This window comes from Stenotrophomonas sp. 116085_Sma, assembly GCF_056479585.1.
The window spans coordinates 216162-231575 of record NZ_CM151057.1; the positions used below are offsets into that span (position 1 = coordinate 216162).

The window sequence follows — 15414 nt, forward strand, 5'->3', positions numbered from 1 at the left end:
TAGCATGGGCATGCTGCCGACTGTTGAAAGAGATGACGCCGCACCTGTAGGCGTGGGGTTGTGGTGCACCGCGATGTGCTTCTAAGGGAGGTTGATTGGAAGATAAATACATGATGAGCATCCCTACAGATGAGCTCAGTCGCGACGAGCTTTCAGGCTCAGCATTGAGAGCCTTCTTCAACCTCGCTGCGCGATGGGAGCTGTCCGGACTTCAGCAGAGAGCTTTGCTTGGAAGCCCACCCGATGCTTTTTATGAGGCATGGGCGCGAGGGGCCTACGAGCATATCGATGCCGAGGTGCTGGTGCGGATTAGCTATCTACTCGGCATTTACAAAGCTCTTCATATCCTTCTGCCTGACCCCGCTCAGGCGGATGGCTGGATAAGGCGACCTAACATGGCGCCCATGTTTGCTGGTAACACCGTGCTGGATTTTATTTGTCGCGGAGGCTTGAGCGAACTTCGGGATGTGCGATCTTACTTGGATGGGCAGCACGTCAGCACCTAGGCAAGGGGTGCCATTTACCATGGACGGTGGAACACGGTCGTACTGCTGACTGTCGTTTATGCGCACCTGAGGCGATCTGACTTTCGTGTAGGTCTGGCTAAAGATCAGAGGGATGTATGAGACCAACCATTCTTGCAATGGACCTAGAAGGAACGCTGATCTCAAATGCGGTCAGCCAGATCCCACGCCCCGGCCTGTTCGCGTTCCTGGAAGCGATGCGGATCGAGTTCAGTCAGCTAGTACTCTTTACGACTGTTCCGGAGTCAAGAGTGCGAGAAATCTGTAGGCTTCTCGCGGCGGAGGGCGTGGCCCCGTGCTGGTTTGCGAAGCTTCCCTGCGTCTCTTGGCACGGACCAACCAAGGACCTGCGATTTGTCACATCTCACGCCGGGAAGGCCCTTCTTCTGGACGATCATGCGCCTTATGTACATCCCGGTCAGGAATGCTGGTGGGTGGAGATCCCGTTGTTTGGCTCACCCTACGCCGACGATGACACTGGGTTAAGCCTGGCGCACCTAAGGATCGATGAGCGACTTGCCCAACTCTCACTTGGGAGCGGGCATTGAGGCGGCTCTAGGAGGACGTCAGAGATGAGCGGTTTCGCATGGCATGCAGTCAGTAGGCATGTAATGGGAGTGTCTGGTCTCCCCCAAGGCCTACAGAACCCCCGCTCGTTGCACTGTGCATGTGTCCAGCGCAGCCGACGCTCAACGGGCCATGAAGCGGCGCGAACCATCCGCGAACCAGATGCCCAGTCATCAGGCGTAGCGCTCTGCTGCCAAAAGGGGAGGGCTTACAGCGGACATCGGCTTTGCGTCAAGCGGGTATAAGGAGGCTCGGTCGTCGACAAGGTCTCAACCAGGTCGTTTGCAGGACTTTATGCTCGCTACAACGCCCGGACAGATGAGTAGGAGATAGGTGTGCAGCAGAACTGTGCGATGGACGGGGCAACCACGCGGTGGCCAGAGCGGATCTGGGTGGTACGGCATGGCCAAAGCGCCGGAAACGTGGCGCGTGACCACGCCGAAGCAAACAACATCACCTTGATCGAGTTAGAGCACCGCGACGCGGACGTACCGCTGTCCTCGCTGGGGAAGCGCCAGTCGCAAGCACTGGGCGCCTGGGTCTTGGGACTCACCGAGCACCAACGTCCACAAATCGTGCTGACTTCTCCGTACATGCGTGCAAGGCAGACCGCCCAAGTCGTGGCCGACGCGCTTGGCCGTGACCACCGTCTAATCATTGATGAGCGCCTGCGTGAGAAGGAGTTCGGCGTTCTGGACCGCTACACCTCCAGTGGCATCGTCGCTACCTTCCCAGAACTGGCCGCACAGAGACGGCTGGTCGGAAAGTTCTACTTTCGCCCGCCGGGTGGAGAAAGCTGGTGTGATGTCATCTTGCGGTTGCGCGGCGTGGTCGGGGACCTGCAACGCAGCCACGCCGGTGCACGCGTGATGATCGTAGCGCACCAAGTGATTGTGAATTGCATGCGATACCTCTTGGAGGGCATGGACGAGCAGACGATCCTCGACATTGACCGCGAAGGCGATGTGCCCAACTGCGGGGTCACCGAGTACTACGCTGCCCAAGGTGAACAGCTTGCCTTGGTACACGCCAATTTCATCTCGCCGGAAGTGGGTGAGGCGCCCGCTACCACCCCGTCGGACCAACTCGCGGGGACCCCGGTAAGATGAGGCGTCGGAGCCGGCAACGGTCAACGCCGGCGGCGCTGCGTGAGTGTCGTCTGACGGAACCCGGTTACGACGAGGACGGACGGGACGGCTGTGCGTGATTTGTAGGCCGTGCCACGTTCCTGGCGCAGCGCTTCTGGCGGACGTGGGTGCAGTTTGGACCGGACCTGTCAGGCTGAACTTTGCTCTGGTGTCGGTTCCAGTTTTCCTGATCAAGCTCGCGCATCCGCAGGAATATCTTCACGAAGACCAAGCCTTTCGAGTTCAGCCACAATGATGGGGCTCAGTTTGTTTGCAATGACATCTAGCGTGCGAAGCGCTTGGCGCGCCTCGACGACCGTCATGCTAGAACTCGGAAACAGATCTTCCAGCGCCGATGCAGCGATGCGTGAAAGCCCAAGTTCAACGAATGCGGTGCCTGTGTCTGTCGAAACGCCGAGTTCGAGTGCAAGCGCGAAATCGTAGACTCCTGGAACACGATTCTGTAGACCCTTCTCCTGTAATGCGAGCACGAGTAGGTCACGGTAGGCCTTTCCTAGCTGAACAAAGCGGAAGCGGACGACGTCCTCGATGAGGTCGAACACCTCACGAATCAATGCGTCTACCGTCTTAGGCCTCTTCGGACGAGAGCCCGTTTCGGCCGCCTTCTGTGCGTCGCGTTCCTCCGCCAGTCGAGCGCGCTTCACCCAGTATTTCAGGATCACTGGGTAGGGAGTCCCCTTCATCCATTGAATCGCGATGCCGGCAACCAGTGCGCCGAAGTTTCCCTGCTGCTGGTCAACGGTCCGCAAGATGCGCTTGAAGATGGCTTGATACAGCCCGTCAGGTGCCTCCCGGGGATTCAATGGAATGATGCTATCGAGATCGCCATCGTCGATCTTTTCAATCAGTCTGTCGTAAAGTCGCCTTAGGCCGTAAGGATCGATGGTCCAATTGGCATGGAGGAGCTCCGCGGGCAATCCGATCCGTCGGGCCGCGGCGGTAGCGGTGTTGGCGACTTCGGGTGCGGAGGTCAGTAGGTTGGGTGGAAGGACGGATTCGAGGAACTGGTCCGACACTCCTGCTGCGGCCTTCGAGATAAGTAGGCCGGCGCAAGCTCTGATTTGCGTGATCTCAGTATTCCATGGTTGTGCGACAGGCATGTTGCCTCGCACTGCGTCCATCACGCCCTCGAACTGCCCAGAGAGCGTCGTGGTGATGGCCGATGTCACCTCGAAAGGGACAAATTTGTCCATGGGCCTAGTGTCCCATTCGTCGTAGTCAACCAAGAACACGTTTCCGACGATGTCCTGATTCAGGCGACCCGCACGTCCCGCGAAGTTCCACAGCAACGCAGGGTCGAGGCTTACTCCACGTCCGCGTTTGGGTGTGTCGATGAACACATTGCGTGCAGGCAGGTTTATTCCTTGAGCAAGGGTGGTTGTGCAAACGAGGTACTGCAGGCCGCTCTGAGTTCCCTTGAATGACGACTCGATTGCTTCACGCAAGAGGCTCGGCATGCGGCCGTAGTGATATGCGACGCCGTGGGCGACCATAGTCGCCAGCTGGTACTCAGGATGAATGTGCTCTTTGATGAAAGTTGACAGGTCCAGCAGAGACTGGCGCTGGGGCTCCGGGTGCTTGCGACGAATCTCGTTCATCAGTTGTAGGGCAGTCTTCTCAGCCTCGCGTGGCCCAGTCTCATATACCAAGGAGCCCTCGCTGCCGCCGAGTTCGAGAGCAATTGCAGCAAGCCTCGTTGCCTTGTTGTCCAAGCCGAGGGTCGAAACCAGCCTGCCAATCTCAACGCGATCCTCCGGTCCAGAAAGCAACTGCAGACGTAGTTCCCTTGGACGGCCCCTGACCTTGCTGACGACGATGCGGTTCTGGAGCACGGGAGATACACCAGTAAATTCGGGACGCAATGTGTCTACGCCGATAGCCCTAGCTATCTCTGGAAGGCCGACGGCGCCTGGTGCGAGCATGATTAGTTGTGTCGCTCTGTGCCGCGACATCACCGTATGGAGGCAGTCTTGCAGGATCATGCCTCGTGCCTGATCCGAAAGATTCTGAGCCTCGTCAACGACTACGATGTTGAACGCCGCGTTCCAAATTGACAGGAGGACCTGAAGCCGCTCCTGCGTAAGCACAAAGATCTGGCAGGCTCGTTGCAGCGGATCGAGGGAGGGGACAGTCGAGATACGAATGTCATCCCTGTCCTTGAGGCGGAGCTGGATCTTTTGCTGCACCTCCGACAGAAGTGCACGGGTAGGCGCGATGTACACGGCGGCGAATTCTTTATGCGTTTCGGCCTGACGGCAAAGGTGCTCGATGACAACGTACGACTTTCCTGCTGAGGTAGGTGCCGAGATTGCAAGCGTCCGCATAGTCGGCAAGCTGTCCCATACCTGGCGCTGATAGTCAGTGAGTGCGACGGGCAACCTATTGATGGAAACCGTGTTCAGGGCCTGGGAAACCTTTCGGTTCATCCTTCCGAGCAGAGACTCGTCCCCCGCGCCGTAGGTGCGTTCGGCATAAGACAATCCAGGGAAATTCCCGAGCTCCGTCAGAACCTGGAGGCTCCTTTCGCGTAGGTTGCCATCCTCGTACAGCAGGAGCGTATTAAGGCTGATTGCCTGCGCGAGCCGCTTGAGTTCATCCTCATCTGTCTGCACAAATACCGATGCGCAGTAGAGCAGCTTGAGGACGTTGTTTAGATCCAAGGTTGGAGAGTCGGACAAAGGCACGGCCAGAGTGTGCGCTGCCCCGGCCCCTTGAAGACACCCAAGGTAGTTCCAGAAGGAGGAATGGCCTGTCATACGCCGGGACAGGTCGTGGGCAAAGGTACTCATTTCTTAGCCTCGGGCTTGTAGCCCATGCGCATATAGAACTGCTCGCGAAGCTCGTCGACGTCGGGCACGGCGACGAAGTACACGTGGCACTTATTAGTGTCCACGTTTTCCGTCATGAGGTGCTTTAGCGCCGCATTCTGATGATGCGCTAGTTGCGCGGCGTATGCCGTCGCGAACTCCGTCTCGTGAAATCCTACGGGCTGCCCCGCCTGTACGGGTGAAAGTTTGCCGAACGCGCTCTCCTTGTACAAAACAACTCCGACAGACCGCTCCCGTCGTTCGACGGCGTCCGGACTATCCATCACGTCAAAGCTCGCAAGCGCTAAGTCGCGCTCGGCGCCTGTAAGCGAATCTAGGTTGCCGAGATCCCTCACAATCGAATACTCAAGCAGATACTGCTTGAGATTGCTGCCGAATCCTGCGATCGATTTGGCGTAGTCCTTGACTCCTGCGTTTGCGGTCTGGCTCAGTTTGGATTCCAAGAAAAAAACATAGAGTGCACCGTGCTCCACCTTCGCGTGAATTCCGTCAAGTCCATGCACGGGCATGTTCCCTGAAGTCTTCAGGGACATCTTCGCCGCCACTTGTGCGGCACCCAGCTCGTTGACGGCGATGCAATAGGCCAGAACTTCGCCTATTTCACTAGCGCGACTGGGGTAATCCTTATGGAACTCGATGAAGGCGTCTCTTGCTGCATTGACGGGAGCAGCGATTGCACTGATGTCACCTGGCGGGGCGCTCTCAAGCCTGGCCCGAATTTGCTCGCGTCGCCGCCTCGTTAGCGCGTAGTTGAGAGCCTGGTTCCATAGAAAGTCGGCTAGTGCAAATGTATTGCCAAGATTTTCTTTGAATCCGACATGCATTAGCGTTGTCGCGGGGGCGGTCGGACCCGAGGACTGGATCGCAAGTTTGACGTATTTCCCCAACGGCGACTTGTCGAGCAGCTTCTCGAGCGCCGCCTGGACGATCTCGGTATCAGTCTTGTCGTTGTCCTCCACGCGCCTCACCCCTCCTTGTGGCCGCTCTTTCAACGAGTTGGCAAGGCCCAAGCTGGCATGCCGACACCTTTTCCAGCATACCCGGCCCTGCTCGCCTCAACAATGGCCAAGGCATGGGGCCTGTACGGATGGATCATGGGTCCTGATCAATGGGCTAGACATTGGGCTCGGTGATGTCCGCTGCCGACCGAGGGTGGACGGATTGAGCGAGATCGTCGGAAGGTTGCGTGCAGTTTAAGGTGGAGTACATATCGCGACCAAAGCCGTCGCCGTTCGTGATGGTTCGGCACCTCAAGGCCGGTAGCTTCGAGTTCGGTCCGAACCCCGCTCTCGATGGGATTCTGATTGCAGAGTGGGCCAGTCCGCCCAGGTCCATTAGCCCTGGTGGCATTCCTGATCTCGCAGTTTTTCTTCCAACCGATTCTCCGCGCCGATTTAGCCAAGCTAAGGGCACGGCAAGTGGTGAGGCTGACAAGCTGACCTGCCGAAAGGACCGCTTCTGGCCGAAGGAGGCCCTGGGACCCGATCTGGCATTGCGTGCAGTGTTTGGCTTTCTGTAAGTTGGATGGACTGGCGCCAGGAATAGGGGGATAAAGGTGGGGGAGTTTACGAGGCGGGTCCGTAATGATGATATCGCCGGGCCGTTGAGGCGGGCATTCACGCCTGACAGATGGCACCGTGCATTCGGTGACATGCCAGTACCTGATGCTGTAGATCACGACATGCATGCCGCCGGGCTGGCGCTACACCAGAAGCTTGGAGCGATCCGCGGGGTCCTGAAGCTTTCTTCGTCTCACGAGATCTCCGCGACGACCAAACTGCGGGCCTTTCTCGCGATCGCGAACTACGACTTTTTCGTAACACGCGACAAGACCAAGCTTGCGATTCAGAAATTCCAGGCCGAGAGAGAGGGCGTCTCGGAGGAGGTCTACGACATGGAGGAAATGGCGGCGGTGAAACTCAGCTTGCCAGGGGGGAGCGACTGGATGCCCAACGAGGTTGTAGAAAGCCTTGTGGATGGCATAGAACTGCCGATTAAGGTTGTTCTGCAAACCAAACCCAACCTAGCCGGCAATCCTCGAATGAATCAGATCCAGTGGACCGAAGCTAGCCGCGAACTGAATTTGGGCATCCTGTATCGCTTCGCCGAGGACCTGTGGGATGACTGCCTTTGGAACAGCTACAAGATGGTCGACAAGGGACAGGTCAAGGTTTTCCTGCCGCAGGATTTCGATGTACTCCGTGCCTATCGGACAGGCTTGGCGCGCCGGGCTTCTCTCTCGATGGGCTTTAACATAGTGGCGACGCAGTTCCAGCGCGATGCGCTCACTTTAGGGGCGCGGTTGAGAGTTCGTGATGTCTGCGGTATCGAACGTAGTGGCAAACGCCAAGTGATCAAGGTCGCCAAACAAGGCGTCTCGACCGGCATCCTAGAGGAGCTCAGCGTCCTGCGCACGCATGCCGCCGAGCCGTACTACGGAGAGTTGTTGGAGGAGGGTCTTGAATCTCTCCAGGGATTGACCCTATCCGCGCTCATCGACGCCTGGACGTTCATTTCGCGTGTCGCGCACGTGTTGATTGAGTCCATCGGCGAGAAGCATGCTCAGAATGCTGGGGATGATCGTGTGCATGCCTGGATGCCCGAGTATGCTCCCACGCTGCAGGTTGGGGCCCTTGTGGATGCGTTGGTGGTGGCTGCCGGGATCAACAAGCCGGAAGGCAGGCGAATCGTGGAATTCTTCACGTTTCGGGGCATGGCCGAACAAGAGATCTGGGCGCAGCCACTCGTACCAGTTGGGCCAGATACCGTGGTACCCGTATTCGCAGCAGTCGCATCTCCTAATCTGCGTCGGCTGGTCGATGTATGGATGCGACAGGCCGGCGTGGACTTGAGCAGGCGGGGGCCTGCGTTCGAAATCCACATCCAAATGCTTGTCATAGATGCCATCCGGAGCTCAAGGCTTTTGTCACCCGTGGCCGCTTGCATCACTGGGAACTATACGTTCAGGCCCCCGGGCAGCCGCGATGAGCAAATCGATCTGATCTTCTCCATCGGAAACACGGTGTTCGTTGCCGAAGCTAAGTGCATCCTTGAGCCAACCGACGCTAAAGGCATCGCTATGCATCGCAAGACCGTGCTGGGCGCTGCCGAGCAGGTACTACGCAAGGCCAAAGCGCTTGAGAACAACCGCATCGAGTTCATCGGGGATGCGCGTCGATTCGGAATGGCCTTGAGCGAAGACTTCAAAGTTGAACCCTTGGTAGTAGTGAGTACTAGCACCCATGTGGGCATTGCCGCGTTGACAGTTCCTGTCATCGACGAGCACATTCTTGGCCGCTTCTTGGATGGCGAGTTGGAGGACATCGGCTATCAGCCGGGCGATCCAACCTCCTCAAAGCGGTTCAAGACCCGGTTCTACTCGAACGCCGCTGAGGCTGAAGAGCGAGCTCCTGGCTACTTTGCGTCTCCGCCGCAGATGAAGCGATTCATTGATGGCGTGCGCGGACGTGTCGTGCCTATCTACGCCGCGAACGAAAGTGATTGGGCAGGCCACATCGTGACAATGGAGTGCGTCGCGGGAGGTGTCCCACTCTCGCTTCAAGAGCAGGCGAGCTCGCCGATCAAAGGCGATCCAGCCGCGTCCTTCGCTCACGAGAGCCAAGTCGACGTCCCATAGCCAAGGTGACCCATCGTCGCAGAACGCTTGAGGCTGCGTTGCCACAAGGTAGTTCCGGCTGATACTGAGTACAGAGAACCAATGCGCGCTCATCTGAACATTGCTTGCGCCCCGATGAGTGCATCAGCAGACCGCTACTGGCCGGACGCTGACGTTCTCGGAAGCACAGGCAAAGCCTGCTCTGCAACGATTGGAGTCTTCCACTTCGCCGAACTGGACGGCAGGAAGTTGCCGTTCAATGTTTAACATCGATGGCTTCAGCCGCTGCTTGGGTGACGGAAGGATCAGTCGTGGCTCGATGCGCTACGAAACCAGCCCCTAGAGCAGAAGTACTTGACCAGGATACCCAAGCAACCGGCCTACTGATCATTATCGCTGTTCACTGAGGAGTTCGTCACGAATCTGTTGGATGAACACTTGCTCTATGGCTTCCTGGAAGGCAGGGCCGAATGTGGGCGAGTCAAGCGGCGTGCGATGCAGCTCAGATAGAGCTCCTGCGTACGTCGAGGAAATTACCAGCTCAGTACCGATGGCGTCCACGCGAAACTGAATGGAAGGATCGATCGACGAAGACGCAGACGTTAAAAAGCAGAGTGCTGTCTTAGCCCGCCGTTCCTCAATTCTCACTTCATACGCTGTTTGCGTAGGCCGCAGCATGGGGGCGATCCTCTGGGCCTCAAGCGAAGACATCACGGCAGATATCTCCTGAAGAGCTCTCTCGAGGCTGCTCAGCAGTTGTTGCTTCGCCTTGGACGACGCGGAGCCTTGAAGCACGCGAACATCCTCGAGCAACGCCTTACGAGTCATCGGGGTCTCAATGGCACCCGTCTCAATTCGTTGAAGTTCCGATATGAGTTCCCCAGCCGACTGCCATCTGCTAGTCAACGCATTCTGAAAGGCAGTATCGAATACCCGCTTTAATTGGCTCACTCGCCAGATATCGCCTATCGACAACAGCCTCTCGCTGACACTCTCGACTTGATGTGGCAGCCGGCCATGACCATCTGCAAGTACAGCAGGAACCTCGCCCGTGAGCGCGTAAAGCAGTACGCCTGAACAAAACGTCACGTCGCTGCGCAGATCACGCTTAATTGGCGAACTCGGAGCGAGCTCGGGCAGCCGGAGAAACCGATTTCCGACCTCCTCATAGAGATCGGTTGCATCTCGTGCCACCTCATCGTCGTTGAACGAGAGGCCGAAGTCCACAAGCACAGGATCTCCGGGATTGAGTTCGCGCAGGATGATGTTGGCAGGTTTGATATCGCGATGAACGACTTCAGATTGATGGCAGTGTTCTACGATACCTAGCAATGCGATGGCGAATCCGATCGCGTCTAAGAGAGGTAAGGGCCCGTGACTTTCAACGTACTTGTCGAGCGTTAAACCTTTCACTGCCTCAGTAACCAGATAAAGCTTGTAACTCTGGTCGCCGAAGTTTTCCGCGTTCGTTTCGATGAGCTTGGGAATTGCTGGGTGCTGCAGCGTCAGGTACGACGCCACCTCCCGATACATCCGCTGTCGACGACTCAGATCATTCTGGTGTCGAAGAATCTTTAGGAACCTTTCTCCGGGCTCACTTCCGTCCTTCCGAACCACAATCTTGACGTCACCCTGACCACCGCCTTCGCCGCTTGAAACAGCGGTCCAGTTTTCGTCCCATTTACGGGCGTCTGGGTGTGTGGCTGCGGCGCTTGAGTTCATGTTCTCTCCCTGAATTGGTCCTTCCCGTAGCGCGCATGCTAGTGCATTTTTCATCCCGATGCCGACGTTGCCTGATCGCCCAAACGGGCTGACCTCACCGTTGCCATTAGCCGCCTACTGGTCTGAATCTCCCCATCACTCTGAGAAACCCGCAACTCGCACGGTGGGCAGCCGCATAGCTCCCGCTGGTGGACTTCCCCCTTCAACCTGCATTGGTCTCTCGCGGAGATGCTTTCAAGGACTGCTTCGGCCATAGGGCGCCGCGCGCCCCGTTGTTGCTGGTGGCGAACGTCCGCTTTCTGGATGAGCCGTTCACAATCACTGGGGGTACGGAGGCCGCGATTCATGGATGCGAAGGGGTGTGGCGATGTATCCGGTCACCAAACCTTCTAACGCAACCCCAAGCGGAGCCAATGACCTGGCCGTGTGGAAGGGCTATGCGATCGTTTGCCATCCGAGCTGCTATGGAATGCACTTCATCCGCTTAGCACTTTGTCATAACCGGAGCCTCGTATTCCGTTATTGGTGGAAAGCACCGACGATCGAACGATATCACGAGTCGTAGTGTGTCGATTGGCCTAATGCTACCTAATGACAGCGGGGCAGCCTGCCCACGAGAAAGCCTTCTTTAGATGAGTGAGAATGATGTAGTGCGCTCGCAAAGAACGTACGTCGACCAGAACCGCCGTATGCTAGGACTATCGATCATAAGCATCGGTATGCCCGTTGCGAGTTAAGCCACATCGGCGTCTCACCCTTTCAGATCGTCAAGCAGGAAGCCTCCTTCCACAAACTCTCCATCGCTAGGAAACGCGAATCCATCCTTCGTCGCCGGCTGGAAGGTGATCCAGGATCTATGAGGTTTGGCGATTGTGGTCGGTGCGAGGGTCAGCAAAATTTCTTTCAAATAGGGGGTGACATCGAAGCTGGCATCATTCTTCCAGCGCTCCACTATGGCCTCGATCGCGACCCACACTGATTCGTGTAGGCCGCCATCGACAGTCCGGAATTTCTGGCGCAAATGGTTGCGGCTGCCTTCACTGATAGCGCCGCCTGGTGCAATGAGGGTGAAGAAATGAATAGCACGCTCGATGCGACCTTGTGCCTTCGCGAGCTCGTTCAAGAGGAAAAGTTCCGTACCTACGTCGCTATCCGCATAAAACTGCTTACTGCGAAAATTCATGGAACGAAAGGGGGCGAACATGCGCTGATGTTGCAGCTCGTTATCGAGGCATGTCATCAAACGTTTGAATGTGGCTGAGTCGACAATGTCGGAAATGAAGCCGCTGGGGCGTCGGTAACCCTTGAGCTGCAAATCAATGTGCAGTAGCTCGTGAACGAGTGCCGCGCTGGGGTGTTCCGTTTCCGCCACAGTGATGACAGCACACTCATTCTCGATGTGCGCGCCCCAGTAAGCGCCATCGCTCCATTCGTAATTGATTGGGATCTGCCGTCTGATGTGGGCCAGCAGATCGGAGATGCGCTGATCAGCATGAGCTTTGTTGAGGATCTTTTGCATTGCATTATTCTGGGCGGCCATTGGCACATTGTCCCTATAATTGCGTGGTGGCCATTGAAGAGCATGTAAAGATGGGCGCGACGCAATTGCGGTACGCCATACGGCCCGATTCCTACAATCATAACGCGAAATGGTCGCAGTACCGCCCATAGTGGTTGTTCGTGATCGACCGCTCTGGGGCGTTTTACTTGAACGAGCGAGTGTCCGGAATTGGCCGATAGCGGACAGCATGTGAGGGCCGTACCTGCCTACTGCACCTTGGGCGATTCAAACATTCTCCGCCCTGCCGCTTTCGCTCTTTCGGTTGCGTATTGCCGACGCCTTCAAGCGCGTGATCATCGCAAGGGGCATTTCTGGAGTGTCCGTGGCCAATGGTGTTTACACAATCGCGCGGGAACCATGGCCGCAAGATCGTGTTGAACAGAGAGCGTTTGGCCAACGTACACCGTCGCAACACCTTGTGCTCGGCTGTGCAACAAGCAACATCGGCCGGGCTGGCATCCGGGGCAATCTGTAAAATAAGGCTCCGAAAAGCAGGGGCCAGTGGTGGGGAGGTATTTGAGGTTTGGGGAGATCGAACACAAGGTTCAAATTCAAAGTAAATCATCCTTTGCGGTGGTTATTGTTCACTATGGCGTACATGCACTAAGCGTCCACATCAGCCTTAGCTTAGCGAGTCGGGCCGGTGGACCGGCGTCCGCCGTCGGCCTTGTTCGGCCGTTTGGCCAGTGTGGGGGTAGGCTCTGGTGGCGAAGCCGCTGAACGTCTTGATGCCTATCTTCATCAGTGCGGGGGGCGGGAAGACCTTCATCTGGAGGTCGACCGGCAGTTTGGGCAGCATTTCCCGCGTGATGTCATCGATCTTCATTCTTGGCCAGAGCAAAGACAGGCCTGATGGCGGGGGCTGTGTTGGGGGCTCTGACGAGTCCTTGATTAGTTAGTGGCGTCGGAATGTTGACGCTTGATCCGCGCCTTGCAGACTGGCGGGCGCTGGCCAGCAGGCTTATTATCGAACTGGCCATCAGGGGGATGGCTTGCCATGGAGGCTGCGGTATGTTCGACCTGTGCTTGTTCGACTTGGATGATACGCTACTTCGCACCAGTGATTTGTCGGACATACGCCCGCAGGGTGTGGGCAAGCAAGACGATGAGGCATATGCGACGGAGTTGTTGCGGCGCTTCGGCGACCCTGTTCAGCGGTACATCTACACGCCTGAACGTCTGGCTTCATTGAAAACCCGATGGCCAGAGATGAGGTTCGGTATCTTTACGCGCGCTCCCTGGGCTTACGCCAAAGCCATCGTTGACCGCGCGTACCCGGACTTTGACTGGGACACGGGCGTGGTATACGAGACCGTGCCCAAGGGCCACCATAAGCCAGACGGCTGGGGCATACGGGAGTGCATGTCCCGATTGGAAATAGAAGATCCTCAGCGCGTGGTTATGGTCGGGGATGAGACCGTGGACGTTAAGGCTGCTTACAACGCGGGTTGCTATGTGGTCCTCGACAAGACTTCTTGGGCGCATGGGCAATGGGACGGGCGGCGCCATTTCGCAGCCTTGGAACTCATCCCTGACGCTGTCATCAGTGGGCCGGCAGAGCTGGCTGAAGTGATTTCCGACATCGGGGCGTATGCGCCGAAGTTGGAATGGGAGTTCAATGGAAGCCAGGACCACCGGCACCAGCCACGTTTCTCTGCCGTCAACCACTTCTACCCAGCGAACTTGGGCGAACCAGATAAGGCTAGGGAAGAGATCCATTCAGCCGGACGGCACTTTTCCGATTACGAGTCGTTGGATAATCGCAGAGCGTGGCACACGCTCACGCACAGCATCCATCAGAATAAGGACCGCCAGGTCTTCCCCGTGGAATGGTGCGCCGCCGTCTACGCCTTCGTGCAGAGGAGCAATCCGTTCATGGCGTTGACCAATCAAACAGTTACGGTCGCGGCCATTCCCGCGCGTCCAGATCGCCTTCCCAGGATGCAGCATTTCATCGCACAGCTTCACGGCGATTTCCGGCGTCGTCCGCCAATTGGCCAGACACACGACTCTGTGCAGTTCAGCAACGACTTTCTCGCTTACACAGCAGGGGTGCGCTCGCAGAGCGGGGAACACCTCAATCGGATTGAGCGTTTCGAGAACGTGCGTGATCACTTGATCGTCAGCAATCCCGGCGCTGTCCGCGGCAAGGACTTTGTTATCATTGATGACGTATGCACTACTGGCGCAACATTGATGTACGCGAAGAAGCGATTGATCGAAGCTGGCGCACGTCAGGTGAAGTTGCTGGCATTGACCAAGAATGTGAGTAACGTGCTGTCGTGAGTTCAATTTCCCCGGCCACAGCCAAATTGCTGGCGCTTTCCATGCTGAAAGGCGTGGGGCCCGCTTCGTTACGCCTAGCGCTGAACGTGGCGAACTTCGCCAATGCCCCCATCGATGCTATCGCCAAGCAGGTGCCGCGCATGGCCTCGGCGACCCACGCGTCGTTGTGGACGGACGCCCTTGAAAGGGCGGAACGGCAAGTGGAGTACGCGGAGATTTCGAGCGCCCGCATTATATCCGTGCTCGATCCTGATTATCCGCCGTTGTTGAAGGCCACGAAGGACGATCCTGTCATTCTGTATGTAAGGGGTGCTCTGGCCGACAGGCCTGAGCAGTCGGCTGCTGTCGTTGGCACACGTGAGCCCACGAAGCACGGCGTGAAGATCGCCGAACGTGTCACCCAGTTCCTGGTGGAGAACGGCTGGTCGGTGGTGAGCGGATTAGCCCTGGGCTTAGACGCTGTGGCTCACGAGGCCACGCTGAAGGCCGGTGGCCACACGGTGGCGGTGATGGCCCATGGTCTACACACCGTGGCGCCGTCCAAGCACAAGGGCTTGGCCCAGGAGATCCTTGACAAGGGGGGAGCGCTCGTATCGGAGTACGGTTTCGGTGTTGACCCGCGCCCGGAGTTTTTCGTCAAGCGCGACCGCATTCAAGCGGGCCTTGCCCAGGGTGTGGTGATGGTCCAGTCGGACTTGAAGGGCGGGAGCCTGCACGCTAGCCGTGCTGCCCTGGACTATGGCCGGTGGTTGGCCGTGCCCGAGCCCACCAAGTTGGACGCGGACAACGGCGAGCCCAAGGTGCGGGCCAACGCGCTCATTGTCTCGGACCGGCGCGACGCGATTGCCGAGTTGCTGGCGTGCTCGGAGACCTCATTGCGCAAGGTCGTGGTGCTGCGGGGGAAGGAGGATTATCCCAGCCTGCTGACGACATCGGTTTCCCCAGTTGATAGCGGTGTGATGCCGCAGGTTGGGTTGCTGTAGGTCACAGCGACAAGGCCGGCTCCGGCCGCCGGTCGTCCATCGCCAGGCCATTCTCATGGTGCACCTGATGGATAGTCGACCACACGTCCAGTGGCCATTCCTGAGAAGGCAAGGAGCCATCACGATGGCGGCTCAGACCTTGGCCACGTCGTTGAACTCGTTCCTTTGCTGCTGCACCT

At 57.5% G+C, this 15414-nt stretch carries 10 protein-coding genes; 5 read left to right on the top strand and 5 right to left on the bottom strand.

What is annotated here, in order from left to right; genetic code table 11:
- Nucleotides 1-95 precede the first annotated feature (95 nt).
- Together ACZK0Z_RS00990 and ACZK0Z_RS00995 are read left to right on the top strand one after the other, a co-directional pair.
- Nucleotides 96-506 (top strand): hypothetical protein, encoded by a 411-nt coding sequence (locus ACZK0Z_RS00990; protein WP_336339717.1) that lies wholly within the window; start codon nt 96-98, stop codon nt 504-506.
- Between the two features lie 914 nt (nt 507-1420).
- Nucleotides 1421-2200: a histidine phosphatase family protein gene (locus ACZK0Z_RS00995; RefSeq protein ID WP_197632197.1), complete on the top strand. Its 780-nt coding sequence runs from the start codon at nt 1421-1423 to the stop codon at nt 2198-2200.
- Nucleotides 2201-2409: 209 nt separating this feature from the next.
- Here ACZK0Z_RS00995 and ACZK0Z_RS01000 read toward each other — a convergent pair whose 3' ends face one another.
- The gene (locus ACZK0Z_RS01000) at nt 2410-5028 is read right to left on the bottom strand and encodes a DEAD/DEAH box helicase (RefSeq protein ID WP_197632169.1); all 2619 of its coding nucleotides are present in this window, start codon (nt 5026-5028) and stop codon (nt 2410-2412) included.
- Nucleotides 5025-6026, bottom strand: coding sequence for a Hachiman antiphage defense system protein HamA (locus ACZK0Z_RS01005; protein ID WP_197632168.1), 1002 nt, complete (start codon nt 6024-6026; stop codon nt 5025-5027). The genes ACZK0Z_RS01000 and ACZK0Z_RS01005 overlap by 4 nt, the downstream gene beginning before the upstream one ends.
- A gap of 692 nt (nt 6027-6718) precedes the next feature.
- Here ACZK0Z_RS01005 and ACZK0Z_RS01010 point away from each other — a divergent pair.
- Entirely contained in the window at nt 6719-8704 is a 1986-nt protein-coding gene (locus tag ACZK0Z_RS01010; RefSeq protein WP_197632167.1) for a hypothetical protein, read from the top strand.
- 369 nt (nt 8705-9073) lie between these two features.
- On the opposite strand, the gene ACZK0Z_RS01015 is transcribed toward ACZK0Z_RS01010, so the two are convergent.
- The 3 genes from ACZK0Z_RS01015 to ACZK0Z_RS01025 all read right to left on the bottom strand — a co-directional run bounded on the left by ACZK0Z_RS01015 (nt 9074) and on the right by ACZK0Z_RS01025 (nt 12792).
- Nucleotides 9074-10405, bottom strand: coding sequence for a protein kinase domain-containing protein (locus tag ACZK0Z_RS01015; protein ID WP_197632166.1), 1332 nt, complete (start codon nt 10403-10405; stop codon nt 9074-9076).
- A 751-nt stretch (nt 10406-11156) separates the two neighbouring features.
- The gene (locus ACZK0Z_RS01020; protein ID WP_478449371.1) at nt 11157-11924 is read right to left on the bottom strand and encodes a hypothetical protein; all 768 of its coding nucleotides are present in this window, start codon (nt 11922-11924) and stop codon (nt 11157-11159) included.
- A 664-nt stretch (nt 11925-12588) separates the two neighbouring features.
- Entirely contained in the window at nt 12589-12792 is a 204-nt protein-coding gene (locus ACZK0Z_RS01025; protein WP_197632164.1) for a hypothetical protein, read from the bottom strand.
- An 83-nt stretch (nt 12793-12875) separates the two neighbouring features.
- Here ACZK0Z_RS01025 and ACZK0Z_RS01030 point away from each other — a divergent pair, with 83 nt between their 5' ends.
- Together ACZK0Z_RS01030 and ACZK0Z_RS01035 are read left to right on the top strand one after the other, a co-directional pair.
- Nucleotides 12876-14252: an HAD hydrolase-like protein gene (locus ACZK0Z_RS01030; RefSeq protein WP_197632163.1), complete on the top strand. Its 1377-nt coding sequence runs from the start codon at nt 12876-12878 to the stop codon at nt 14250-14252.
- The gene (locus ACZK0Z_RS01035) at nt 14249-15235 is read left to right on the top strand and encodes a DNA-processing protein DprA (protein WP_197632162.1); all 987 of its coding nucleotides are present in this window, start codon (nt 14249-14251) and stop codon (nt 15233-15235) included. Before ACZK0Z_RS01030 ends, ACZK0Z_RS01035 begins: the two co-directional genes overlap by 4 nt.
- The last annotated feature ends 179 nt before the right edge of the window (nt 15236-15414 follow it).